The following is a 24,271-nucleotide window of genomic DNA, read 5'->3' as shown; positions in this document are numbered from 1 at the left end:
AAAACCATGATTCGCCTTGAAGATGTCACGCTGTTTGTCCGCTCGGCGGCGCTGGGCAGTTTTTCTAACGCCGCGCGGGAAGCGGGGCTGTTGCCAGGCCAGGTGAGCGCCGCCGTTCACCGGCTGGAGCGCGATCTTGATAAACGGCTGTTTGCCCGCTCGACCCGTAGCCTGCGGCTGACGGCGGAAGGGGAAAAATACCTCCCCTTCGCTCAGGAGATGCTGGCCGTGGTGCAGGCAGGCGCGGAGAGCCTGCACAGCGGCGACGGCGATATTCAGGGCGAGCTGCGCATGGCGGTCCCCTCCGACCTCGGGCGCAACGTACTGCTGCCGCTGATTACCCGCTTTTGCGAACAGCACCCTAAAATCAGCCTGCGGCTGTCGCTCTCCGATCAGGTGAGCGACGTTTTTCGCGATCCGGTGGATATCGCCATTCGCTATGGCGTGCTGGAAAACAGCAGCTACGTCGCCCTGCCGCTGGCGGAGGACAACCGCCGCGTGCTGGCGGCCTCGCCTGCGTACCTCGCCAGACACGGCAGGCCGCGAACGCTCGACGATATCGTCAACCACCACTGCCTGCTCTTTACCATGAACAACCATGTTTATGATAAGTGGAGCTTCCCGGAGAACGGCATGCGCCGCCAGCTGATTGTCAAAAGCCGTCTGCTGTGCGATGACGCGGACGTCGCTCGCCGCTGGGCGGTAGAAGGGATGGGGCTGGTGTACAAATCCTGGATCGACATCAGCGCAGATGTGCTGGCGGGCCGGCTGGAGGTGCTGTTACCGCAGCATCCGGGGGAGGCCGCGCCGCTGAATCTGATTTGCCCGCACCGTAAACAGTTTTCCCCGGCGATCCGCCAGCTGCACAGCGCCCTGCGTGAGCCGCTTCGCGCCATCACCGCGCTGCTGCATACCCATCCGGCGTTTGAGCAAACGTAGCAGGTTGTCCCAAATCACTACCCTATACGTCATTTAAGACATCACGTCCCGATTTATGCTGTTCTCACTGACAACACAACACGAGAGAACATCATGAAACTGACAGGCAATACGATTTTTATCACCGGCGGCACGTCGGGTATCGGGCGCGGGCTGGCAGAACGTTTCCACCAGCTGGGCAACCAGGTCATTATCTCCGGTCGTCGCCAGGCGCTGCTGGAGAGCGTGACCGCCGCCAATCCGGGAATGGATTACGTGGTGCTTGACGTCACCGACGCGCAGAGCATCCAGGCGGCGGCGCAAGAGGTGCTGAGTCGCTACCCGGCGCTTAACGTGGTGATTAACAATGCGGGCATTATGCCGTTCGATAATGCTGCCGGCGCGCTGGATGACGCTCAGGCGGTGACGCTGCTCAATACCAACCTGCTGGGCCCGGTGCGCATTAGCGCCGCGTTTATCGGGCACCTGAAACAGCAGCAGGATGCGGTGATGATCTACAACAGCTCTATTCTGGCGTTCCTGCCGCTGGCCACCAACGCGCTTTACTCCGCCACCAAGGCGGCGATCCACTCCTGGGTGCTGTCACAGCGTTTTCTGCTGCGCGAAAGCGGCGTACAGGTCATTGAGATTTCGCCGCCGTGGGTCGATACCGATCTGATCTACAAAAGCGGCGATTCGCGGGCGATGCCGCTGCATGATTTTATCAACGAAACCTTCGACAAGCTGGGAACGGATACCATCGAAGCGATTGTTGACCGGGTTCTGCCCGCCCGCGACAACCCCGGCGCACAGGAGCACGCGATGGTCACGGCGTTTAACCAGTCCGTCGCCGATAACCCGATTCCGGTAGCCTGAACCTTAAGGCGGAGCACCCCATGAACAGTCAGATAACCCCGGCGCAGCGCCGGGCGCTGTGGGCGTTAAGCCTGGCCTACTTTGTCCAGGCGACGGGCGCGCTGTCGGTGGCGGGAAGCCTCGCCGCCATCTCAACGCAGTGGGGGCTGAGCGACAGCGAAAGCGCCCGTCTGCTGGCGATATTCGGCGTAACCTTTGCCCTCGGCGCGCCGCTGGGGCAGGTATTTTTAGGCCACATGATGCGCCGTAACCAGGTACTCACGGGTATGGTCGTCTTCGGCGCTGGCGCGCTGATTTTCGCGCTTGCGCCGGATTATCGCACGCTGGCGCTCTCCCGGGTGGTGATGGGGCTGGGCGCGGCGCTGATTGGCCCGGTGCTGGTGGCCCTTGGCAGCGAACTGGTGAAGCAGGAAGATCGCGGAAGCGCCATCGCCACCGTTCTGCTCGGCGTATCGCTGGCGAGTATGGCGGGCATTCCGCTTGCCGCCTGGGTCGCTAACCTGTGGGGCGCTCGCGTACTGTTTATTGCTGTCGCCATTGCCAGCCTGGCGGCGGCGACAGCTATCTGGCTCGTGGTGCCGAATCAGGCGGCTGGCGTGCCGGTGCGTTTCAGACAGGTCGGGCAGGTGCTGGCGGACGGGAAGTCCCTCACCGCATTTCTGGTGGTCTTTTTTATTACCGCAGGCGTTTACGGCATGTACGCCTTTATTTCGCCCATTATCCGCGATAGCTGGCACGGCGATGCTAACCATGTTTCACTGGCGCTGACCATTATTGGCGTGGCCGGATGCGTAGGTAATCTGTTTGTCGGACGGGCGGCGCGCTATTTCCGCGCCGAGGCGCTGCTGATGTTCGGACTTGCAGTGCTGGTGGCGGATATGCTTATCATCATGACGCTGCCCGGCAAACTGGCGCTGTTGTACCTGGCGCTGGTGTTCTGGGCGTTCGCCACGGACATACTCTGGCCGACGCAACAGCGGCGCATTGTTGAAATCTCCAACGCCAGCCTGCGCGGCATTTCACTGGCGCTCACCAGCGCCTTTATGTTTTGCGGCATCGGTTTCGGCTCCGCCGTGGCCGCCTGGATCTACCCGGTCGCCGGTTTCTACGGCGTGATGATAAGCGCCATCGGCTTTCTACTGCTGGCGCTGGCAAGCCTGAAAGCGAGCGAATATTTACGGAGGCGCGAAGCGGCGCATCCTGACGCGAACGTGTGTCCGGCAAGGTGAGACTATGCACAAAATTGGTTTAATCATCGCAGACAATTTTCAGATGCTGGCCCTCTCAACACTCACGGTGTTTGAGTTCGCCAACGTGGTTTACGGCGAGCGCTTTTACCAGACCGCCGTCTGGTCCGAGCGCGGCGGTATTGTGCGTTCGTCGTCTGGCATCGGCGTTGACAGCCTGCCGCTGACGCCGCAGACGGTGACGGATAGCTGGCTGGTCGCCGGCGTGCTCGTTCCTCAGCAGGAGCAGGCCAGCGCGGGCATTATCGATTTTCTTAAGACCCATGCCCGGCAGGCGCGGCGCGTGGCGGGCGTCTGCACCGGGGCATTCGTGCTGGCGCAGGCGGGGCTGCTCGATAACCGACGCGCCACCACCCACTGGGCCCATGCGCAGAGCTTAAAAATGCTTCACCCCAGCGTGCAGCTCGAAGACGACCGTATTTTTATTATTGATGACGCTATCTGGACCTCGGCAGGCATGACCGCCGGGCTGGATATGGCGCTGGGAATGGTGGAGAACGATCTTGGCGCGGATATCGCCCGCCAGGTCGCGCACCGGCTGGTGATGAACCAGCGCCGTTCCGGCGGCCAGACCCAGCACTCTGAAATGCTGGCGCTTGGCCCCCGCTCGGACCGTCTGCAAAGCGCCCTGGAGTACGCGCGCAAAAACCTGCGCAAGTCGCTGACCGTGGAGGAGCTGGCGGATGCGGTTCACGTCAGCGCCCGTCAGTTAAGCCGCCTGTTTCGCGCCGAAACGGGCAAATCGCCAGCGAAGGCGATTGAAGGACTGCGGCTGGAAGCGGCGCGCCTGATGATTGAACAAAGCCGTCTGTCGCTGGACGCTATCGCCCGGGAAGCAGGCTTTCGCGACCGCCGCCATATGCGTGAGGTGTTTGTCCGGGGCTACGGCATCCCGCCGCAATCGCTGCGCTCAGGGCGGTAAAAAACTCACGCGGCGCCTTATTGACGACTATTGTGTAATACGTGGTTCGCATACAGGGAACGCGGCGAAAGGCTTGTGGACCGGGAAGGCAAGGAGCGTTGGGATCGGCCCATCACCGGAAAGGTATGCACATGGTTTTACGTTCATTAGGTGCGACGGGGTTGCAGATCCCGCCGCTGGTTTTCGGCGGCAACGTCTTTGGCTGGACCGTGGATGAACAGCAGAGCTTTAGTCTGCTGGATGCGCTGCTAGAGCGCGGTTTTACCGCCATCGACACCGCCGATGTGTACTCCGCCTGGGTTGACGGCAACAAAGGCGGCGAGTCGGAAACCATCATCGGCAAATGGTTTGCCGCCCATCCGGGCGTGCGGGATAACATTACGCTTTTCACCAAGGTCGGCTCAGATATGGGCGAACCGGGGAAAAAGGGCCTCTCCGCCCGCTGGATAGAACAGGCGGTGGATGAGTCTCTGCGTCGCCTGCAAACGGATTACATCGATCTTTACTTCTCCCACTGGCCGGATGACGCCACCCCCTATGAAGAGACGTTAGGGGCGTATGAAAAGCTGCTTAAGGCCGGGAAGATCCGCGCTGTTGGCGCCTCGAATCTCAACGCTGAACAGCTGCAGACGGCGCTTAACGTTGCCGATGAAAAAGGGCTGCCCCGCTATCAGGTGCTGCAACCTGAATACAACCTCTATGACCGCGATGGCTTTGAAGGCGTGTTACAGGACCTGACGGTACGGGAAAATATCGGCGTTGTGACCTATTTCAGCCTCGCGTCGGGGTTTTTGTCCGGCAAATACCGGAGCGAAAGCGATCTCGCCCAGAGCCAGCGCGGCAACGGTGTCGGTAAATACCTGAACGAGCGCGGCTTCGCCATTCTGGACGCGCTGGACAGCGTCGCCGCAAACCACAACGCGAAGCCCGCCGAAGTGGCGCTAGCCTGGCTTATCGCCCAGCCCGGCGTGACCGCTCCCATTGCCAGCGCCACCAAAATTGACCAGGTGGAGAGTTTTGTTACCGCCGTGGCGCTTGATCTCTCCTCTGAGGAGATCGCCGCGCTGAATAACGCCGGAAAATAGCGTTAATTACCGGATGGCACGACGCTATATTCGCCATCCGGTTTCTTTTGATTAATTTTTTGCATGCCTGTAATTAATTTCCACCCCACTTTATTATATAAAATAAAAATAGCCGCAGATCACACAATTCAAAATTCTTCTAAAATATCCGCCTTCGCCTGCCAGCCGTAAAACGTGATGTTCTTCAAACTTATTATTAAGAGAGACTTTGCTTCACTCACCAAAATAAACCAAACAAGCAAAATGCCTTATGAATTGCATTCACAAGCTAATGAATTCCATTCGGTTGACCCTCTTTCCCCAAACGACTTAAATAAAATCACCAGCAACAGGAGGTTATTAACTTATTGAAAGATTTGAATTCATAATAGTTTGATTTTCAGAAGGAGAAGCAGGATGAAGGTTGTTTTTGTTGGCGTAGGCGCAATTGGATTACCGATGGCGAGACAAATTAAAAAAGCCGGGCATATCATTACCGGTGTGGATGTCTCGGAACAGTCCATATCAAAAGCGGCAGAATATGATATCCAGGTAGTGAACAGCATTAAGCTGGCACCAGAAGCAGATGTTGTGGTTGTCATGGTGGCAACCCCGAAACAGCTTGCTGACCTTATTTCCGAAGCGGGCCAGAAACCCACTGGCCAGGCATGGGTGGTAATGTCTACTGTCGGGCCAGACGCGGTACGCCTTGCAGCACAACAGCTAGCCAGGGTTGGCGTAAACGTCATTGATGCGCCGGTCACGGGCGGAACCGCAAGAGCGGCCACCGGAGAGTTAGTTATTTTCGCTTCTGGCGATAAGAATGATATCGACTATGTGAAACCCGTCTTGCAGGCAATGGGAGATGTCAGAAACGTTGGCGAAAATATCGGCGACGGCCAGGCGATTAAAGTCATTAATCAACACCTTTGCTCTGTCCATATCGTCGCTGCCGCCGAGGCGCTGAGTCTCGCTGATTCGCTGGGAATTGACCCGAAAAAAGTCCTGCCTTTAGTCGAAAAAGGCGCTGCCGGATCGTGGATGCTCTCCGATCGCGGACCGCGAATGCTGAAAGGGACCGACGTTGAAGTCACCAGTACCATTAATATCTTTGTTAAAGATAGCGGGCTGGTTTCCGATGCCGCCAAAAGCTGCAATGCCAACGTTCCCCTTCTGGACATTGCTCACCAGCGTTATGTAGCTGCCGCTGCTGCCGGTCTTGCAACGAAAGATGACAGCCGCGTTATTGAGACATGGAATAAAAATTAATTATGAATCACAACCTCTTTTCTATTTAAAGAGAATATTTAATACCACCTTCGAATTTTATATTCGCATCTGTCTTATAACTTAAACGAGAATATATTATGTCACAGACTGAATTACAAAAAGTCGCGGCTGCGGCATGGCGAATTCGTCGCTATGCGCTGCGTATGGGGGAAGTTCAGGGACAAGGTTATATCGGCCAGGCGCTGGGCTATGCTGATGTCCTGGCAACCGCTTTTGCGCATATTATGAATTTCCGCCCGAGCGAGCCGGAATGGGAAGGGAGAGATCGTTTTCTTTTATCCCACGGCCACTATGCCATTGCCTATTATGCCGCGCTTATCGAAGCGGGAATTATTGCCGAAGAAGAGCTGGAAACCTACGGTTCAGATGACAGCCGCCTGCCAATGTCAGGCATGGCGACCTATACCCCGGCGATGGAAATTTCCGGCGGCTCGCTTGGACAGGGCTTAAGTATTGCGGTAGGCATGGCGCTGGGCCTCAAACAAAAACAGAGCCGCGCGCTGGTCATTAATTCTATGTCTGATGGCGAGCTTGATGAGGGGTCAACCTGGGAAGCCGCCATGTCAGCCGCCCATTATGGCCTGACAAACCTGATTAATATCGTCGATGTCAACAAACAGCAGGCCGACGGTGATTCCCGCAAAATTTTAAGCTTCGAGCCTCTGCATGAAAAATGGGCTTCTTTTGGCTGGTACGTACAACGGGTAGACGGTAACGATTTGCCTGCTGTCATCCAGGCTTTTGAAAATGCTAAAAACCACCCTGACAACCAGCCGCGCGTCATCCTTTGCGACACCCTGATGGGCAAAGGCGTACCTTTCCTCGAAACCCGCGACAAAAACCATTTTATCCGCGTCGATGCTGACGAATGGCAAAAAGCGATTGCAGTACTGGATGCAAACAAACCGGAAGGAGTTCTTTAATGAGCCAGACCACACAGAACAAACCGCGTTTAACCACCTCGGCAATGATTGCTTCAATTGCGGATGAAGGTCAGGAAACGCGCTCCGCGCCATTTGGTCACGCGCTGGTTAAGCTTGCCAAAGATCGCCCGGATATCGTGGGTATGACGGCCGATCTGTCAAAATACACCGATCTGCATATTTTTGCCCAGGCTATGCCCGAGCGCTTCTTCCAGATGGGAATGGCTGAACAACTGTTGATGGGCGCGGCGGGCGGTATGGCGAAAGAGGGCTTTACCCCTTTTGTCACCACCTATGCCGTATTTGCTACTCGCCGGGCCTATGACTTTATTCATCAGGTCATTGCCGAAGAGGGGCTGAACGTCAAAATCTGCGCGGCGCTGCCTGGGCTGACCACCGGTTATGGCCCCAGCCACCAGGCGACAGAGGACATTGCCATACTGCGCGGCATCCCTGGCTTAACCATCGTCGATCCTTGCGATGCGCTGGATATTGAACAGGCGGTACCGGCGATTGCTGAGCATAAAGGCCCGGTTTATATGCGCCTGCTACGCGGTAAAGTTCCCGTCGTGCTGGATAAGTACGATTACACATTCGAACTGGGCAAAGCCAAACTGCTGGAGGATGGCAATGACGTACTGATCATCTCGTCAGGCATCATGACCATGCGCGCCCTGGAAGCCGCAGATAAATTACGCAAAGACAACATCAGCGTAGCGGTACTTCATGTGCCGACCATTAAACCGCTGGATGAGCAAACCATTATTGCCCAGGCGGCCAAACCGGGGCGTTTGGTGGTCACAGCGGAGAACCACACCTGTGTAGGCGGCTTAAGTGAAGCCGTCGCCGCATTGCTCATGCGCAAAAAAGTAAGCTGCGATTTTGAAGTCGTTTCTTTGCCGGATGAGTTTCTGCACGCTGGCGCGCTTCCTACTCTGCACGATCGCTATGGCATTTCGACTACAGCCATGGTTGAAAAAATTAAGAACCGGATCGGTTAATCATTATGCCGCCATCTCTGGCGGCTCTTTTCACCTCTGTAACCCTGCGTGAGGTTTCTATGTCTTTAGATAGCATTGAGTCATTAAAAAACAAAAAGGCTCGCAAAAGGAGCAAATATCGCTGGTTTGTAATGGCGCTCATTTTTGTAATTTTTGTCGTCGCGCAAGCCGACAGAGCGAACATCGGCTTTGCCATTCCCTATATTCAGGATGAGTTCCAGCTAACCAATACGGATATAGGCGTTATTATCAGCCTGTTCTTTGCAGGCTATGCATTATGTCAAATTCCATCCGGATATCTGGTGAGAAAGAAAGGCGTACGCATTTCCTATACTCTTGGAATGGCGTTAACCTCAATTTTTACCTTTTTGATGGGCAGAGTCGACTCATTCGCCCATCTGAAAATATTGCGGACGTTTGTCGGAATAAGTGAAGCACCGGTCGTTATCAGCTCCACCGCCACGATTAACAACTGGTTTCCAAGCAAGGAAAAAGGCACCGCCACCGGAATATTTTTAGCAGGCTCTAAATTTGGCCCGTTTTTAGTTCCGCCGATTTGCGCGTGGATTTTAATTCACTATGACTGGCGCCACATTTTCTACTTCTTTGCGATCCCGGGCGCTATTTTATCCATCGTATGGTATGTTCTGGTCAGAAACAAACCCAGTGAAAGCCCGTTTGTAAACCAGGAAGAAGCTGACTATATCAACGATAATGCGCCTGAAAGTAATGAAACCGATGACGGTAAACAACCTAAGTTCCAGACCCGGCCTTTTAAATACGGACTGATTGACCGATTAATCAGGACCAAACAGCTTTCACCATTAAATACCACGCGGGAAATATTCACCAGTTGGGATATATATGGGGCCGCGATGGGCTATATGTGCATGGTGGGTATCGTTGATGGCGTACTGATGTCCTGGTTACCAAAATATCTGCTCCAGGAGCATGGGTTTAACATTATCAACTCAGCGATACTGGCTTCGACACCGTTTGCGGGCAACGTGCTGGGTAACCTGTTAGGCGGATGGTTATCAGACAACGTGTTCGGCAAGCGGCGCAAGCCCCTGATGCTGGTAAGCGCCCTGTGCACCATCATCATGATGGGCTTTATGCTGTTTGCACCACAAAACAAGTTAATGCTGGGCTTTATCTTATTCAGCATCGGCTTTTTGTTGTCGCTGGGCTACTCAGCCTATTCTGTCTATGCCATGGGTCGGGCATCGAAAGATTGCTATCCCGTTGCCTATTCCATTATCAATACCGGTGGGCAGATTGGCGCGGTCTGTATGCCGCTCATTGTCGGCATCTTACTTGATAAGTTTAACTGGGACGCGGTGTTTTTGAGCCTGTCCGTCGCTGCGTTTGTCTGTATGCTGGTGGTTCTGACCATCAGAGAGCCGTTACCGGTTGGCGCGACGCTGCCTGAAAATACCCGATAAAAATAGATTAAAAGAGGAATGCATTTGACCTGCATTCCTCTTTCACTTTTAACATATTAGCGATGATGAGCAATGTTCAGCTCATTGAGCAACCAGTTTTTGAACACGCCGGTGTAAGGGTGCTGCTGAAATTGTGGATAGCAAAAATAGTGGCCAATATAATGTATCTCTTTGGTTGTTTTCATTAGCGGACTGACCAGCGTACCGTTACGTATTTCTTGTTCAGCCATTAGCATCGACTCCAGCACAACGCCCAAACCATCCGCCGCTGCTTTAATCGCCATAAAACTACGGTCAAAACTAAGCCCATAACGCTCAGGCGGCACCAGATTATTTTCCTCAAACCAGCCACGCCATTGATAGAGCTGCACATCACACTGGATTAACGAACAGCCATATAAATCTTCTGGTGTTTTGATACGCTGTGCAAGTTCCGGGTTACAAAGGGGAGTAAGCTGTTCAACCGATAGCGGTATTTTATGACATACGGTTATCTTTGGCTCCCCGTAAATAATATCTATATCAAAGTCATCGTCTTCAAACCTGACAATATCCGTATTCGCCGAAAAGTTGAGTTCAACATTGGGAAAAGATTGAATAAATGAAGAGAGACGGGGGAGAAGCCATTGATGGGCAAAGCTGGGAGCCGTATGAATGCGTAGCGGGCGATCTTTTTTTTGCGCCAGCCCCTTAAACCCCTCTTCAATCTCCGCCAGCCCTTTTTGAATACATCTGAGTAGCGTTTCGCCATCGCGGGTCAAAGACATTTCGCGAGTGTTACGGTGAAATAACCGTACATCTAATTCTTTTTCGAGTTTTTTAATTGAATGGCTTATTGCGCTCGCGGTAAGCCCAAGTTCTGCGGCGGCAGCGGTAAAAGAGCAGGTCCTGCCCGCAGATTCAAATAATTTCAGCGATGTGAAGGGAACTTTTTTTAAGATTGTCATTAATGAATGTTGCTCATTATGGTTTTACATTTCCATCCGCATAAATATTACAACAATTTCCTTAATAAACATAATCTGTTTACCTCATTACTTTATATTGAGTAAACGCTTATGGCTTTATTAAGTTTTTTGAAAAATAAAAATATCATTAGTATTTATTATTCATCCATGTCTTCGCCCCTATCCACAGCCGCCCCTTCCTGAAAACTAACCTACCGCCACATGACTTAAGACAACTTTTTCCCACCTTTCAGTGGAGTTTTTACCATCCCTGCCGTTAACCAAAAAAGGAACACCAGGCGTTACGGCCAGGAGCTGAGGATGATGAAAAAGAGCGGCAAGCAAAAACACGATGTGCTGATTGAACGACTGTTTGAGATCTTCTCAGTGCTCTACCAGGGTAAAATTATCGATAAAACATGGCTATGCGAGCGTTTTGCCATAGCGGAACGTACCGCCTACCGCGACCTGGCGCGGCTGGGACATCTGCTGGATGAGGTTACGCCGGGCCGCTTCCGGTTAAATGCGCACCTGCTGCCTGCTTTACACAGTGGGCACCTTGCGCAGTTTGCTGATTTTACCGGCGTTGCGAAACTGTTTCCCCGCCAGGACGGCCCCGCGCTGCGGAAAAACCTTGAGCAGCGCGAAAACGTTATTTTTCACAGCGCCACAACCCGGGACAACCAGCTAATAGAAGCGCTGCTGGGCGAACTTAATCAGGCGACAGCCGCCCATGTTGAAGTGACCTACCATTACCAGGGGAAACCCCGGCGCGCGCAGCCTTACCGGTTAATCAATCACTACGGTTTATGGTATCTCGCCGCGGTGGAAGCAGGCAGGCTGAAAGCCTTCGAACTGGCGCTGGTCACCCGTTTTATGGTGACCGAAACGCGGTTCACCCCCTCGCCCGGCGTACTGGAGGAGCTGAACAGCACGCCGGGTATTTCGTTTGGCAGCAAAACAGAGACGCTGCTGAGCGTCTCGGCCCATGCGGCGAAGTTTGTGGGCCGTCGCCCCCTTTTTCCGGCTCAACGCCTGGTGGAACAGCATGAGGACGGCAGGCTGACTATCGCCTGCGAAACACGCGACCCGCAGGCGCTGTTCCGCTGGCTACGCTACTGGCTGCCCGATATCCACATCATCGCCCCTGTTTCGCTGCGTGATGCCTTCGAGCGTGACCTGCAGCAGCGCTGCGTCGCAGCCGATGAAATCACATTTTAAGCCCCTGGGCCTATAGCCCCGACAGCGACGCGAACGATGCCGCCAGGCTATCGATTAAGGCGCGGACGGCGGGCGGCAGGCCTTTTCGGGTGGTGAATACCAGATGCACAATTCCCGGCACGCTGCGCCACGCCGGGAACAGGCGGACCAGTTCCCCCTGCGCAATCGCCCGGCGGCAGTAATGTTCCGGCAGAAATGCGACGCCCAGCCCTGCCTGCGCCGCCGCGCGCACGGCGGCAAAATCACTGCAGCTAAAGCCGGGCGTATGGCGTAGCTGAAACGTCTCTTTCTCCGCGTTTTCAAGCACCCACTCCACTTCACGATCGTCATCGTTAGTGCTCAACGTCGGCAGCGTTCTCAGCGCATCGATCTCCTCCCCGGCGCGCTGCGCCAGCAGCGGGCTGGCAACCAGAATGCGATAAGAGACGCCCAGGGTGCGCATGATCAGCTCCGCGTCGCTGTTCAGGGCGGTACGCACCCGCAGGGCGACATCGATACGCTCATCAATCAAATCAACAGGACGATCCAGCGCAAGAAGTTGCAGACGCACCTTCGGATAACGGCGCATATAGGCGAGCAAGGTTTCGGAGATCACCTCCACCATGCCACCGGGACAGCTAAAGCGTACCAGCCCGTGGGGTTCAGCATGGGCGCTGGCAATCAGCGCTTCCGCCTGCTCCGCCTCATGCAAGAGGGCGCAGCAGCGCTGGTAGAACGCCTCACCCACCTCGGTGACGCGAAAGCGGCGGCTGGTACGCTCAATCAGGCGCACCCCCAGCCTGGACTCCAGTTCGGCGACCCGGCGGCTCAGCTTTGATTTAGGTTCATGCAACGCCCGGCCAGCGGCGGCAAACCCGCCGTGACGAACCACCTCAGCGAAATAGCGGTAATCATTTAGATCGGTACGCATATTCTTCTCATCGTCCTGTTAATAGAACGATGAGTAGCATATTTGCTGTCTTTTTGCACTATCGTTCCACTGGTATCGTCATCACCACTTACTCAATGCGACACATCAGGAGCGCAACATGAACAGATACAGCAACAAAGTGGTGGTAGTAACCGGCGGCACCAGCGGTATTGGTCTGGCGACGGCAAAGGCGTTCGCCAGCGAAGGGGCGCAGGTCTATATTACCGGTCGGCGTCAGGAGACGCTGGACAGCGCCGTTAAATCACTGGGCGGCAGCGTGACGGGCGTACGGGGCGACATGAGTCAGCTTGCCGACATTGACCGCCTTTATGATGTTATTCAGCAGCGGCACGGGCAAATTGATGTGCTGGTAGCGAACGCAGGCGGCGGAGATTTTGCCCCGCTTGGGGAGATAACTGAACAACAGTATGAAGAGACCTTTAATACCAATGTTAAAGGGGTTCTGTTTACGGTGCAAAAAGCGCTGCCGCTGCTGAAAGATGGCGCGTCGGTAGTCCTCACGGCCTCCACGACCAGCGTTAAGGGCACCCCGGCATTCAGCGTCTATTCCGCAACCAAAGCGGCGGTGCGCAACTTTGCCAGGAGCTGGATCCTCGATCTTAAACCGCGCCGTATTCGCGTTAACGCCATTAGTCCAGGGCTGACGGAGACCGCAGGCCTCAATACGCTGTTTGGCGGCGGCGAGCAGGCGGAGGGGACAAAAAACTGGCTGTCGGAACAGGTGCCGTCCGGTCGTATCGGCCAGCCTGGCGAAGTGGCCAGCGCTATTCTGTTTCTCGCCTCTGACGATGCAAGTTATATCAACGGGGTAGAGTTGTTTGTCGACGGTGGTCTGGCGCAGATTTAACGCAAAAAAAAGGGCGGCAGTTTTCAGGAGGTTGGAGAGATGGCTGCCGCCAAAAGGTACAAAAACTTATGCTTTTTCTTTAATCAGCAGGGCAAGAATAAAGAACACGCCGACAAAGGCGATGATGCAGTTAAAGCCTGTGGAGATACCATAGCTATCGGAGACCTGGCCAATGACCGAGCCCGCCAGCGCGCCGCCAAAGCCGGAGGCGACATAAATCAGCCCCATCACCGAGCCGCTCTTGCTGGTCAGGCGGGTGGCGATGGCCGCCGCGGTCGGGAACAGTACCGACATCGCAAAGCCAAACAGCATGAACAGATAGACAAACTCCACTACCAGCAGGCGGCTTACTACGATTGCCGCCAGCGACAGGAGGGAGAACCAGATTACCGTGCTGCGCTCGCCCAGTTTCAGGGTGATAAAGCCGCCAATGATACGCCCGATGGTGAACAGGCCCGCGAACGAGGAGATAACATATGCCGCTTTCGCCGCCTTGCCTGCCGCATCCAGCCCGTCAATATCCAGCGCCGCGTAGAAGATGGGGAAGAAGTTAAGGAAGGCCGCTTCCGCCGCAACGTAAAAGAGCAGGAAGGCGATGACCACCATAATTTTCTTCTGCGTCAGCAGCTCGAAAAAGTCGCTGATTTTCATGGTCGACTGTGCGGTGCTCTCCATTTTCAGCATGCTGAGCACCAGAACCAGCACCACCACGATGGCCGCAACGCCGACATAAAAGGCGCGCCAGGAGATATTGCTGGCAAACAGCTGATGCAGAATCAGCGGGGTGACGATCATCCCCACGCCGAACATGGCGTTAGAGATATTGAACATCATGCCGGCCTTCTCTTTGTAAAAGGTAGGAATAACGGTGACGATGGAGACCATCATCGAGCCGATACCCAGCCCGATAACCAGATAAAAACCGAAGAACAACGCCACGGTATAGGCAAGGCTGGTACCCGTCAGGCCCACGATCATCAGCAGCGAGCCGATAAGCATCATCACCTTCAGCCCTTTTTTATCGGTCAGGTAGCCGGTAAGCAGACTCGACACCAGAAAACCGATCTGGAAAAGGGTAATCAGCGTGCCGACCTGACCGAGATTAAGGTCGATGCTGTGCTGTACCTGCTCCAGAATCAGGCCTTTGGTGTTTTGAATCCCGCCCAGTAAAAACATGGTCATAAACAATAGAAAAAAGACTTTCCATTTCTGTGAGCTATTCATTTTGCCATTCCTTTGGGTTTTTCATTTTCGCCGACGGCGTCGAACAGCGCCTGGTCAGCCCATCCATAGCAGTAGTAAAGCAGGTCGTCGCAGGCGCTGGCTTTTGCGGCGCGCACCGCCTGGATCAGTTCATCAGGCGGCAGATTCCACATCTGGATGCCGCTAAAAATAAAAGTTCCCGCCTGCGATAGCTCGCGCACCCGATCGTTTTGTTCTTTTACAAAACTGATGGGAAAGCCGGATTGTTTAAAGGCGGCGTACGAGAGGTCGTAAGGCAGGCTAAAGAGCTTTTTAAAGCCGTGGAAAGCCGCCTCCTGCGCCGCCTCATTGGCCGAGAAAAAATCCACCAGGCCTTGTACATCCGCGCCGCCGCCCAGCTTGTGGTAAGGGAAATGCTTGAGCGTGCTGGCATGACGAGTAAGCGCCTGATAATCCTGCCCCAGAATCCAGCTGTAGGCAGGCGGCCACAGGTCGAGCCAGAAATTGATGCCGCCAATGTTTTCCCTGGCACGCGTCAGAATGCGCTCCACCAGGCCGGTCACACTCTGCTGACGAAACGCGACCCAGCGGGTAATCAGCGGGTTTTCGCTGAATGCCTGTGCGGGATAGTCGTAATCCCCTTCGGCAAGCGCCGCCGCTATCTTAAGCAGTTCCTCTTTGACCGCGTCCGGCTCAAGCGACTGCGCTTTCATTGCCTGCTGGCAGTGCGGACAAAAACAGGTAAACAGGCCCGCCGGATTAACTTCTTTACCTGCCCAGTCGGGAAAGCGAATACGGTCGATCAGGAAAGTGTCATAGCCGTAAATCTTTTTAATGCGGCTGAACGTTTTTTGCCAGTAGTCAGCCACATCCGGCGCGTTCGGGCACAGCCAGTACTTAATTACGCGGCCGCGATAATCAATGACCTGATTATTTTCAATATCGCCGCTAAAGTCGCCGTTGAGGATATTCACCCACGGAATCACTTTATAGCGGCTGCCGTCGGTAGCCTCTTTTATTGCCTGTAGCGGGTCATCCCCTGCCTGCACGCCCGGATCGATTTTTTGCTGAATGCGGGCGTCGCGAGTATCGATATTCACGTGCAGCATCCCATTGCCCATGACCGATTGATGGACAGGGTTATGCGGCAAAATGCCAACCGGGTAGGGGTTTCGCTCAAATATCGTATTCAGTTCAACAAACAAATGCTCAACGCTCTGCATACCGTCAATACGGCGCAGAATATTTTCTGCCCCTTCATCAAGAATATCATGAGGGTGCAAATGGATTCCTGCCATTATCTTCTCCTTATTCTTCGCAATCGGTTAATTTATTTGTTTTTCCGGCATAAACTGAATTGCGGGATAGAGTGCGGAGAGCGCCAGAATAGCAATGCCATACAGCGGTGCTTTTTCCCGTAGCTCCGATAACTCCACCGTGACGTGAGTATTGTTGAACAGCTGCCTGTCGAGAATTTCCTGCACGCGCGGCAGAAAATAATCTGCGGCATGAGTGACGCCGCCGGTTAATATCACCGTTTGCAGGTTTGCCATCGCGACAAGATTGATAATGCCCATCGCCAGATAATCGGCCATTTCGTCAAGCAGGGCGCAAAAAAGCGGGTCGCCGTTACGCGCGTTAATCATTATTTTTTCCAGCGGCAACGCGTTACCGGTCAGCTCTTTTACTTTTTCGCTGATGCCCGAGCCGGAGCAATAACTTTCAAAACAACCTTTATCGCGCCAGTTTTTATACAGCTGGTCGCGGTTGAAGATCATGTAGCCGATTTCACCGGCGGCGTTATTGGCCCCGCGAATAATTTTACCGTCCATCAACAGCGCTGAACCCAGCCCGGTGCCAATGCCAATCAGCGCGGCGCTGGCGCTGTTGCGGCACTTGCCGCACCACATCTCGCCCACCAGCGCGGCACGAATATCGTTTTCCAGTACCACGGGAATATTAAGCCGTTTTTTCAGTTCATGAGCGAGGGGCAGATCGCTCCACTGTGGCAGGTTTGGCGACCCTTCCAGCACAATCCCGTTATTAATATCGACAATACCAGGCGTCGCCAGGCCTATGACGCCAATTTTGCTGAGCGCTTCGCCGGTACTCACAATAAAGCTGGCGATACTATTGGTTAGCTGATCAAGAAATTCGTCCCGGTTAGCGGTTTTAAAGGTCGCCTCACGTTTTTCATAGAGGATTCTGGCGTCAAGATTAAACAGCGAAAGGGTGATTTTCGTCCCGCCTAGATCGACCCCAATACCCAGACGGGCATGAGGATCGAAATTAATTAAAATACCCTTTCGCCCCTGCCCCGGCTGCTCGCTGACCCCGCCTTCGAAGATAATCTTCTCCCGCAGCAGATCGGTGATAATTTCCGACACTGTGGCCTTAGTAATACCGCTAATTTTAGCGATTTGCGCGCGTGATAGCGGCCCGTGCTGACGAATTACGTTTAAAACCAGCGTCGCGTTTATCTGACGCAGATTATTGGGTACGACGGGTGTCATCCTGATAGCCCTTTAGTTTGCTTTCCATACTTAATGGCAGGTTTTGTCTGAATACTTTGTCCTATTTCGCTTATTTATCCCTAAACCACTTAGCCTTGTAAAGTAAATTTACCTATTTAGTTTGCATTCCATACTAATTTATTGAGTTAAATCACAGGCGAGTCTTTTTTGCCGCCCGTTAAATATAATTTCAATGAATTTTAACTAATCAAATATTTAACTAGTGAATTAATTTACCGCGAATAATAAAAAGCCGCTCTTAATAAGCGGCCTGAGGTTGTTGACAAACCGAGCGGCACAATGACGGTAGCCCGGATAAGGCGTTTCGCCGCATCCGGGAGTCCCGGGTGCGCAGTTGCTTACCCGGCTACGCCGTTCCATAAATTCCTGTTGGCTTTGTCAGCAGTCTGAAGCCGCTCTTAATGAGCGGCCTGGCGCGATTACGCGTTCAGCGTGGCGTTATCAATAACGAAGCGATAACGCACGTCGCCTTTGATCATCCGTTCCCAGGCTTCGTTCACCTGATCGGCGCGGATCATTTCAATATCGGCGACGATCCCGTGTTCAGCACAGAAATCGAGCATCTCCTGGGTTTCGGCAATGCCACCGATCATTGACCCGGCAATCGCACGGCGCTTCATGATCAGGTTGAACACTTCCGGAGGCGCATGCGGCGTGGCGGGCGCGCCTACCAGCGTCAGGGTACCGTCACGTTTCAACAGAGCGGTGAAGATATCCAGATTGTGCGGCGCCGCCACCGTATTCAGAATGAAATCAAAGCTCTTAGCGTGGGCAGCCATCTCTTCTGCATTGCGCGACACCACCACGTCGTCTGCGCCCAGCGCTTTTGCCGCCTCGCGCTTGGACTCCGAGGTGGTAAAGGCCACCACGTGCGCGCCCATTGCGTGGGCCAGCTTGATGCCCATATGGCCCAGCCCGCCAATACCGACCACGCCCACTTTTTTACCCGGCCCCGCCTGCCAGTGGCGCAGCGGCGAGTAGGTGGTAATACCGGCACAGAGTAGCGGCGCGACGGCAGCCAGCTGCGCCTCCGGATGGCGAATGCGCAGCACATAGTGCTCATGCACAACGATCTGCTGCGAATAGCCGCCCAGCGTGTGGCCTGGCGCATCCGCCGTCGGGCCGTTATAGGTGCCGACCATATGGTCGCAGTAGTTTTCCAGGTTATCTTCGCACTCGGCGCAGTGACGACAGCTATCGACAATACAGCCGACGCCAACCAGATCGCCCGCTTTAAAACCGCTGACGCTAGCGCCAGTGGCCACGACGCGGCCTACGATCTCATGCCCCGGCACGCAGGGAAAAAGGGTACCGGCCCACTCGGCGCGCGCCTGGTGGATATCGGAGTGACAAACGCCGCAGTAGGCAATATCGATCTGTACATCATGCGGACCCGGCGCGCGGCGGGTAATGTCCATCGGCTCCAGCGGTTGCGTACCGGAGTACGCGCCAATTGCTTTTATTTTCATGCAATAACTCCTGTTGTATCCGGCTGAATTCAGGCAAGCCGGGACCGTGCGCTATTCAAACATAGCGCGTACAAGTGAACGTTGTGGAAGGTGTGACTCAGGAAGACAGGAAAATTTTACACGCTGGACGCCGTCTGACTAGCTAATCAATGCTTAATGCGCTTATAAGTGTAACTAATAAATAAAACGTCAGGATACCGTCATGAAGCGCAACCTTAACGACCTGCTCTACTTTGTCACCGTTGCCCGCGAGGAAAGTTTTACCCGCGCCGCCGCGCAGCTTGGCGTCACGCAGTCTGCCCTCAGCCAGGCGATTGCCGGGCTGGAAAATCGTATGCAAATCCGCCTGCTGACGCGCACCACCCGTAGCGTCTCGCCCACCGCCGCAGGCGAGCGCCTGCTGCTGACCATTGGTAACCGCATTGATGAAATAGAAGCAGAGCTGGATATGCTGACCGAACTGCGCGACAAGCCTGCCGGCACGGTGCGTATCACCTGCGGCCCGAACGTGCTGCGTAACACGCTGATGCCTAAGCTGTTCCCGCTGCTGCGCGACTACCCGGATATCACCCTTGAGTTCGACGCTAACCACGGCTTTCGCGATATCGTAGCGGACCGCTTTGATGCGGGCGTTCGCCTGGGGGACACCATCGATAAGGACATGATTGCCGTCCCCATTGGTCCTAAGCTGCGGATGGCGGCGGCGGCCTCGCCCGACTATTTCGCCCGTCACCCCGCGCCGCAAACGCCCCAGGATCTGACGCAGCACCAGTGTATTAACCAGCGGATGGTCAGCTCAGGGGGTATTTATGTCTGGGATTTCGATGAGGATAACGGCAACCTGAACGTGCGGGTCAACGGACAGCTGATCTTCACGACCTCTGAACATATCGTCGATGCGGCGCTGGCCGGGATGGGGATAGCCTATCTGCCGGAGGAGGAGTTTGGTCCGCACCTTAAGGAGGGGCGTCTGGTCAGGGTGCTGGAACCGTGGTGCCGCCCCTTTCCCGGCTATTACCTTTACTACCCCAGCCGCAAGCAGCCTTCGCCCGCTTTCTCGCTGGTCGTGAACGCGCTCAGGGTGCGCTGAGTTTATTCAGCAGCGCCTGGTGAACATGTGGCGGCAGGAAATGGGTCACATCGCCTTCATGGCGCGCCACCTCTTTGACCAGCGTGGAGGAGATAAACGACCACTCTTTCGACGGCATCAAAAACACGCTTTCCAGTTCCGGCATCAGGTGGCGGTTCATATTGGCAAGCTGCATCTCATATTCAAAATCCGCCACCGCGCGCAGGCCGCGAATCAGGATATTAGCCTGCTGCGCACGGGCGAAGTTGGCCATCAGATCGCTAAAGCCCATTACCGTGACGTTAGGAAGGTGCTTTGTCGCTTCCTGCGCCAGCGCCACGCGCTCGTCGAGGGTGAACAGCGGCTTTTTGCTGGGGCTGGCGGCAATAGCCAGCACCACTTCGCCAAACATAGCGGCAGCGCGGGTCACAATATCAATATGGCCGTTGGTAACGGGATCAAACGTACCGGGATAGATCGCTTTTGTGCTCATCGCTTACGTTTTCTCGCTATAACCGTGGTTCAGCGCCCACAGTTCGGTGTATTTGTTGAAAGTATACTGCGCGTTCACCACCGCCAGTAACCAGCCCTGTTTGCCATCGAGCACGCCGCCGCGCAGCAGCAGCGTCTTCAGGAATGCGCCCAGCGTATGGGCAAAGATAGCGGCCAGCGAGGTTTTCTTCCCCTTCTGATGGCGTTCGCGGGCCCAGGCGGCGGCGTAATCAAGCTGCTTGCGCTGAAAACCGGCAAAGTCGCGGCAGGTGAGGTGCAGCAGATCGCCCTTAAGCTCAATAACCGGCGCGCCATGCGTCTCCAGCGACTCATGCACCAGATTCGCGTTGTACTGATAGCGGGCGCGCGGATAGAGGCGCATAACCCGGTCGGGATACCAGCCGCTGTGGCGCATAAAGCGGCCAAGAAAGTAGTTGCGCCGGGCAATACTGTAAACGGCGTCCGGCTGAGGGGCGGCCAGCACCGCGCGGATCGCTGCCGCCAGCTCCGGCGTGACGCGCTCGTCGGTATCGATCATCAAAATATAGTCGCCGGTCGCATAGCTCTGCGCGCGCTGGCGCTGAATGCCGTAGCCCTGCCAGTCGGCGGCGGAAAAAACCTTCACGCCAGCGGCGCGGGCGACCTCAAGGGTGTTATCCACGCTCCCGGAGTCGAGCAGCACGACTTCATCAGCAAAGGTGAGCGAGGCGAGGCAATCCGGCAGCAGGTCCGCCGCGTTTTTGGCAATCATCACCACCGACAGGCGCGGGGTCATCAATGGCTCCGCTGCGGCAGATAAGGCTGCAGAAGCTGCAACAGGCGGCTCAGCGCCCCCTGATTCTGATGCAGCACTTCCACCGCATGGCGGCCGCACCACAGGCGATAGTCTTCATCGGTCAGCAGCGTAGAGACCTCTTTGACCAGCGAATCGGCATCGGTCACGGTAATTAAGCCGTCTGCCTGCTGCAGACGGGCGCAGATATCTTTGAAGTTAAAGGTGTGCGGCCCCATCAGCACCGGGATCGCCTGAGCCGCAGGCTCCAGTGGGTTATGGCCGCCGCGCTCCACCAGGCTGCCGCCGACAAAGGCCAGATCGGCGATGCCGTAAAGGAGCATCAGTTCGCCCATCGTGTCGCCAACGACCACCTGGGTACTGCCGGAAGGAATTTCGCCGGAGCTACGCATCGTGAAGCTAAAGCCGCCCTTGCGCACCATTTCCCGTGCGTCAGGGAAGCGTTCCGGGTGGCGCGGCACCAGAATCAGCAGCAGATCCGGAAAAGTCTCCAGCAGCTTGCGATGCGCCTGCAGGATAATGGTCTCTTCCCCGTCGTGGGTGCTGGTGGCGATCCAGACCTGGCGGCGCGGCGCCCACTGGCGGCGGAGCGTAATCGCCTTCGCGGCTAATTCAGGGGTGACGGAGATATCAAATTTCAGGCTGCCGGTCACCGCGAGCTGGTTTCGCTTAAGCCCCAACTGCAGGAATCTGTCGCCATCTTCCTGCGTTTGCGCAGCGATCAGGGTAATTTTGCCCAGCAGACGGCGCATAAATTTGCCCAGCTTGCCATAGCCTTTGGCCGAGCGTTCCGACAGCCGCGCGTTGGCAATCACCAGCGGGATTTTGCGGCTGTGCAGCGCGGAAATCATGTTCGGCCACAGTTCGGTTTCCATGACGATGACCAGCTTCGGGCGCACGGTATTCAGAAAGCGGCTCATTGCGCAGGGCAGGTCATAGGGGAGGTAGACGTGGTGAACATCTTTACCAAAAGCGGACATCACGCGTTCAGAGCCGGTCGGCGTCATGGTGGTGACGGTGATGGGCAGCGTGGGATAGCGGTGGCGCAGGGCGCGCACCAGCGGAATAGCCGCCAGCGTTTCGCCAACGGAGACAGAGTGGAGCAATATACCGTCCGGCTTCACTTTGTTCTGGCAAAAACCGTAGCGTTCAGCCCAGCGCTTGCGGTAAGCGGGCGCTTTACGGCTGCGAAGCAGAAGCCGCAGCCATACCAGCGGCTGAATGAAATAGAGCAGGGCGGTATACAACAATTCCAAGCGATTATCCGTTTTTTTAGTTTCGGCGGGCAAATTCTAAGCATTTAGCCCGCTTAAAGCTACAGGTTTGGTTCTTTACAGATGACCCGGCCGGTATGGAACGGCATAGCCCGGATAAGCGTCAGCGGATCCGGGACTCCCGGATGCGGCGTGAACACGCCTTATCCGGGCTACATGTCCCTTAGCGCTCCGCCTCCGGCAGCGCGTTAAGATGGTACGTTACCCGCTCCGAAAGACCACGAATATCACCGCCGGTAATGAAATAGCTGTCATCTTTTTGATTAGGGTTGCTAATCGAATAGCCCAGCATTTTGTTAATCAGCGTGGCAAGCTGGTAATGGTTTAGCGGCATCTGCGGGCTGATAGCCTGCATGGAATAAGCCGGATCGTTACTGAAATAGAGCAGCGGGACCTGAGCGATCGGCATGGCCACCACGGAGTGACCAAACAGACCGCCGTCGCCTACGCGTTCGCCGTGGTCAGACGTAATAAACACCAGCACCGGCAGCTTCGATTTCGCCATTGCGGTACGAATTGCCGAGGCCAGCGCTTTGTCGTAGAGACGCACCGCATCGTCGTACTCGTTTTTCTTCTGCGTAACCTCATCGTCGGCCTGCGGCGTGGAGAATTTCGCAAAGCCTTCTGGAATATTGCGATCGTAGGGGATGTGCGGCGCGCGGCTGTTCAGCACCATCAGGAACGGTTTGTTCCAGTCCAGCTTCGCTTTTTCAACAGAAGGCGTCAGCACCACATCCGCGCCCACTTCCGGGGCCGGGCGAATTTGCGTGTCTTCCCACTGGTCGATATCGTGAATGCCGATCCAGTTGCTTAACCCCTCCAGCCCCTGGGCGGAGATGAAAGCCGTCTGGTAACCCTGTTTTTTCGCGTTGGCGAAAATATTGGTGGCCCGGGATTTATACGCGCCGTAGTTGTCCGGCTCGCGCAGGTTGTTGACCAGCATGGGAATCGCGACCCGGGTCGATACCGCGTTCGACACAATCAGCCGCCCTGTGCCGTGATACTGCTCCATCAGCGCTTTCAGTTCCGGCGTGGTCTCCCGCTCGTAGCCCAGCGCGCTGACATGGTGTGGGTTAAGGCTTTCGCCAATCGCCAGAATAATGGAGTATTTACCGGCCTGAGTGCCTTCAATCGGCGTCACCTGATAAGGCTGGTAGTGCGTCAGGTTCTGGTTTTCACCGGAAACGGCTTCCGGGATAAGACGAATGGCGCTAAAGCTCATTGCCGACAGGCCATTGCGCAGCAGCGAGTGGCGCAGATCGGGGTTGAACTTGTACATCTGACCGTCAATGGCTTTATAGAACTGGCCGACAAACATCACCACAATCGCCAGCAGGCAGGGCGCCGCCAGCCATTTATGCCACTGCGGAGCCATCCGCCGGGTGAACACCAGCGCGAATATTACCGCCACGATCATAATGACGAAGTAAATCCCCAACGTTCCCAGACTATCGGTGATGCCGCTGGCAATATCTTTGGTTTCGACAAAGGCCAGCCAGACCTCGCTGGGGCCGTAGAACTGGCCGTAAAACTGATAATAAATCGCCTCAGAGATCTGGACGATAAAGGTCACCGCCAGCAGCAGACGCGTCAGGAAGAAACGGGCGCTTGCCGCCGCCAGCAGCGAGATAATCAGGTACAACGAGATATCGCCCGCTTTCGGCTGATAAACATGATCTTTTAAAATGATGATGATTTCAGAGAGCGAAAACAGCGCTAAAAAAATCAGCGTAAGGATAAGGGTACGCGCCAGGTTACGACCTGGCGTAAAGGTTGACTGTAAACGTGGTTTCAACATGGATTCG

Annotated in this window: 22 protein-coding genes; 12 read left to right on the top strand and 10 right to left on the bottom strand. The window is 55.2% G+C overall.

The window, feature by feature from the left end; translation table 11 throughout:
• Positions 1-6 precede the first annotated feature (6 nt).
• From ENTHG_RS17975 to ENTHG_RS17935, 9 genes are all read left to right on the top strand, one after another.
• A complete protein-coding gene (locus ENTHG_RS17975; protein WP_044182907.1) occupies positions 7-939 on the top strand; it encodes a LysR family transcriptional regulator in 933 nt (310 codons plus the stop codon).
• A 93-nt stretch (positions 940-1,032) separates the two neighbouring features.
• Positions 1,033-1,794 (top strand): SDR family oxidoreductase, encoded by a 762-nt coding sequence (locus tag ENTHG_RS17970; protein ID WP_044182904.1) that lies wholly within the window; start codon positions 1,033-1,035, stop codon positions 1,792-1,794.
• 20 nt (positions 1,795-1,814) lie between these two features.
• A complete protein-coding gene (locus tag ENTHG_RS17965; protein ID WP_044182901.1) occupies positions 1,815-3,023 on the top strand; it encodes an MFS transporter in 1,209 nt (402 codons plus the stop codon).
• Between the two features lie 4 nt (positions 3,024-3,027).
• Positions 3,028-3,963, top strand: a complete 936-nt coding sequence (locus ENTHG_RS17960) for a GlxA family transcriptional regulator (protein WP_044182898.1) — start codon at positions 3,028-3,030, stop codon at positions 3,961-3,963.
• Between the two features lie 131 nt (positions 3,964-4,094).
• Positions 4,095-5,048, top strand: a complete 954-nt coding sequence (locus ENTHG_RS17955; protein WP_044183975.1) for an aldo/keto reductase — start codon at positions 4,095-4,097, stop codon at positions 5,046-5,048.
• 372 nt (positions 5,049-5,420) lie between these two features.
• Entirely contained in the window at positions 5,421-6,296 is an 876-nt protein-coding gene (locus ENTHG_RS17950) for an NAD(P)-dependent oxidoreductase (protein ID WP_275404623.1), read from the top strand.
• Between the two features lie 98 nt (positions 6,297-6,394).
• Positions 6,395-7,240, top strand: a complete 846-nt coding sequence (locus ENTHG_RS17945; protein WP_044182892.1) for a transketolase — start codon at positions 6,395-6,397, stop codon at positions 7,238-7,240.
• Positions 7,240-8,241 (top strand): transketolase family protein, encoded by a 1,002-nt coding sequence (locus ENTHG_RS17940; RefSeq protein ID WP_044182889.1) that lies wholly within the window; start codon positions 7,240-7,242, stop codon positions 8,239-8,241. The genes ENTHG_RS17945 and ENTHG_RS17940 overlap by 1 nt, the downstream gene beginning before the upstream one ends.
• Positions 8,242-8,246: 5 nt before the next feature.
• On the top strand, positions 8,247-9,686 hold the full coding sequence (locus ENTHG_RS17935; protein WP_237567505.1) for an MFS transporter: 1,440 nt from the start codon (positions 8,247-8,249) through the stop codon (positions 9,684-9,686).
• A 56-nt stretch (positions 9,687-9,742) separates the two neighbouring features.
• Here ENTHG_RS17935 and ENTHG_RS17930 read toward each other — a convergent pair whose 3' ends face one another.
• Complete coding sequence (locus ENTHG_RS17930) at positions 9,743-10,633, bottom strand: LysR substrate-binding domain-containing protein (RefSeq protein WP_052332732.1); 891 nt, start codon at positions 10,631-10,633, stop codon at positions 9,743-9,745.
• Positions 10,634-10,954: 321 nt separating this feature from the next.
• Here ENTHG_RS17930 and ENTHG_RS17925 point away from each other — a divergent pair, with 321 nt between their 5' ends.
• Positions 10,955-11,854, top strand: a complete 900-nt coding sequence (locus ENTHG_RS17925; RefSeq protein WP_237567504.1) for a helix-turn-helix transcriptional regulator — start codon at positions 10,955-10,957, stop codon at positions 11,852-11,854.
• A 10-nt stretch (positions 11,855-11,864) separates the two neighbouring features.
• Here ENTHG_RS17925 and ENTHG_RS17920 read toward each other — a convergent pair whose 3' ends face one another.
• The gene (locus tag ENTHG_RS17920) at positions 11,865-12,764 is read right to left on the bottom strand and encodes a LysR family transcriptional regulator (RefSeq protein ID WP_044182886.1); all 900 of its coding nucleotides are present in this window, start codon (positions 12,762-12,764) and stop codon (positions 11,865-11,867) included.
• Positions 12,765-12,882: 118 nt separating this feature from the next.
• On the opposite strand from ENTHG_RS17920, the gene ENTHG_RS17915 reads away from it, so the two are divergent.
• Positions 12,883-13,632, top strand: a complete 750-nt coding sequence (locus tag ENTHG_RS17915) for an SDR family NAD(P)-dependent oxidoreductase (protein WP_044182883.1) — start codon at positions 12,883-12,885, stop codon at positions 13,630-13,632.
• Between the two features lie 66 nt (positions 13,633-13,698).
• On the opposite strand, the gene ENTHG_RS17910 is transcribed toward ENTHG_RS17915, so the two are convergent.
• The 4 genes from ENTHG_RS17910 to ENTHG_RS17895 all read right to left on the bottom strand — a co-directional run bounded on the left by ENTHG_RS17910 (position 13,699) and on the right by ENTHG_RS17895 (position 18,838).
• On the bottom strand, positions 13,699-14,856 hold the full coding sequence (locus ENTHG_RS17910) for an MFS transporter (RefSeq protein ID WP_044182880.1): 1,158 nt from the start codon (positions 14,854-14,856) through the stop codon (positions 13,699-13,701).
• Complete coding sequence (locus tag ENTHG_RS17905) at positions 14,853-16,133, bottom strand: hypothetical protein (protein ID WP_044182877.1); 1,281 nt, start codon at positions 16,131-16,133, stop codon at positions 14,853-14,855. The genes ENTHG_RS17910 and ENTHG_RS17905 overlap by 4 nt, the downstream gene beginning before the upstream one ends.
• Before the next feature lie 27 nt (positions 16,134-16,160).
• The gene (locus tag ENTHG_RS17900; RefSeq protein ID WP_044182874.1) at positions 16,161-17,348 is read right to left on the bottom strand and encodes an ROK family transcriptional regulator; all 1,188 of its coding nucleotides are present in this window, start codon (positions 17,346-17,348) and stop codon (positions 16,161-16,163) included.
• A 440-nt stretch (positions 17,349-17,788) separates the two neighbouring features.
• Positions 17,789-18,838: an NAD(P)-dependent alcohol dehydrogenase gene (locus ENTHG_RS17895; protein WP_044182871.1), complete on the bottom strand. Its 1,050-nt coding sequence runs from the start codon at positions 18,836-18,838 to the stop codon at positions 17,789-17,791.
• 202 nt (positions 18,839-19,040) lie between these two features.
• Between ENTHG_RS17895 and ENTHG_RS17890 the strand changes: the two genes are divergently transcribed.
• A complete protein-coding gene (locus ENTHG_RS17890; protein ID WP_044182869.1) occupies positions 19,041-19,928 on the top strand; it encodes a LysR family transcriptional regulator in 888 nt (295 codons plus the stop codon).
• On the opposite strand, the gene coaD is transcribed toward ENTHG_RS17890, so the two are convergent.
• The 4 genes from coaD to ENTHG_RS17870 all read right to left on the bottom strand — a co-directional run bounded on the left by coaD (position 19,915) and on the right by ENTHG_RS17870 (position 24,264).
• Positions 19,915-20,400 carry a pantetheine-phosphate adenylyltransferase gene (gene coaD / locus ENTHG_RS17885; protein WP_044182865.1) on the bottom strand — a complete coding sequence of 162 codons (486 nt, stop codon included), beginning with the start codon at positions 20,398-20,400 and terminating at the stop codon, positions 19,915-19,917. The two genes, ENTHG_RS17890 and coaD, sit on opposite strands and share 14 nt — an antisense overlap.
• Before the next feature lie 3 nt (positions 20,401-20,403).
• The gene (locus ENTHG_RS17880; RefSeq protein ID WP_044182862.1) at positions 20,404-21,174 is read right to left on the bottom strand and encodes a glycosyltransferase family 2 protein; all 771 of its coding nucleotides are present in this window, start codon (positions 21,172-21,174) and stop codon (positions 20,404-20,406) included.
• The gene (gene waaA / locus ENTHG_RS17875) at positions 21,174-22,448 is read right to left on the bottom strand and encodes a lipid IV(A) 3-deoxy-D-manno-octulosonic acid transferase (protein ID WP_044183964.1); all 1,275 of its coding nucleotides are present in this window, start codon (positions 22,446-22,448) and stop codon (positions 21,174-21,176) included. Before waaA ends, ENTHG_RS17880 begins: the two co-directional genes overlap by 1 nt.
• Before the next feature lie 181 nt (positions 22,449-22,629).
• Positions 22,630-24,264, bottom strand: coding sequence for a sulfatase-like hydrolase/transferase (locus tag ENTHG_RS17870; RefSeq protein ID WP_044182860.1), 1,635 nt, complete (start codon positions 24,262-24,264; stop codon positions 22,630-22,632).
• Positions 24,265-24,271: the final 7 nt, after the last annotated feature.

The organism is Phytobacter massiliensis JC163 (assembly GCF_000321045.1).
Taxonomy (GTDB): Bacteria; Pseudomonadota; Gammaproteobacteria; order Enterobacterales; family Enterobacteriaceae; genus Phytobacter_A; species Phytobacter_A massiliensis.
The sequence above is the reverse complement of the archived record's forward strand: the minus strand, read 5'-3'. Positions and strand labels throughout refer to the sequence as shown.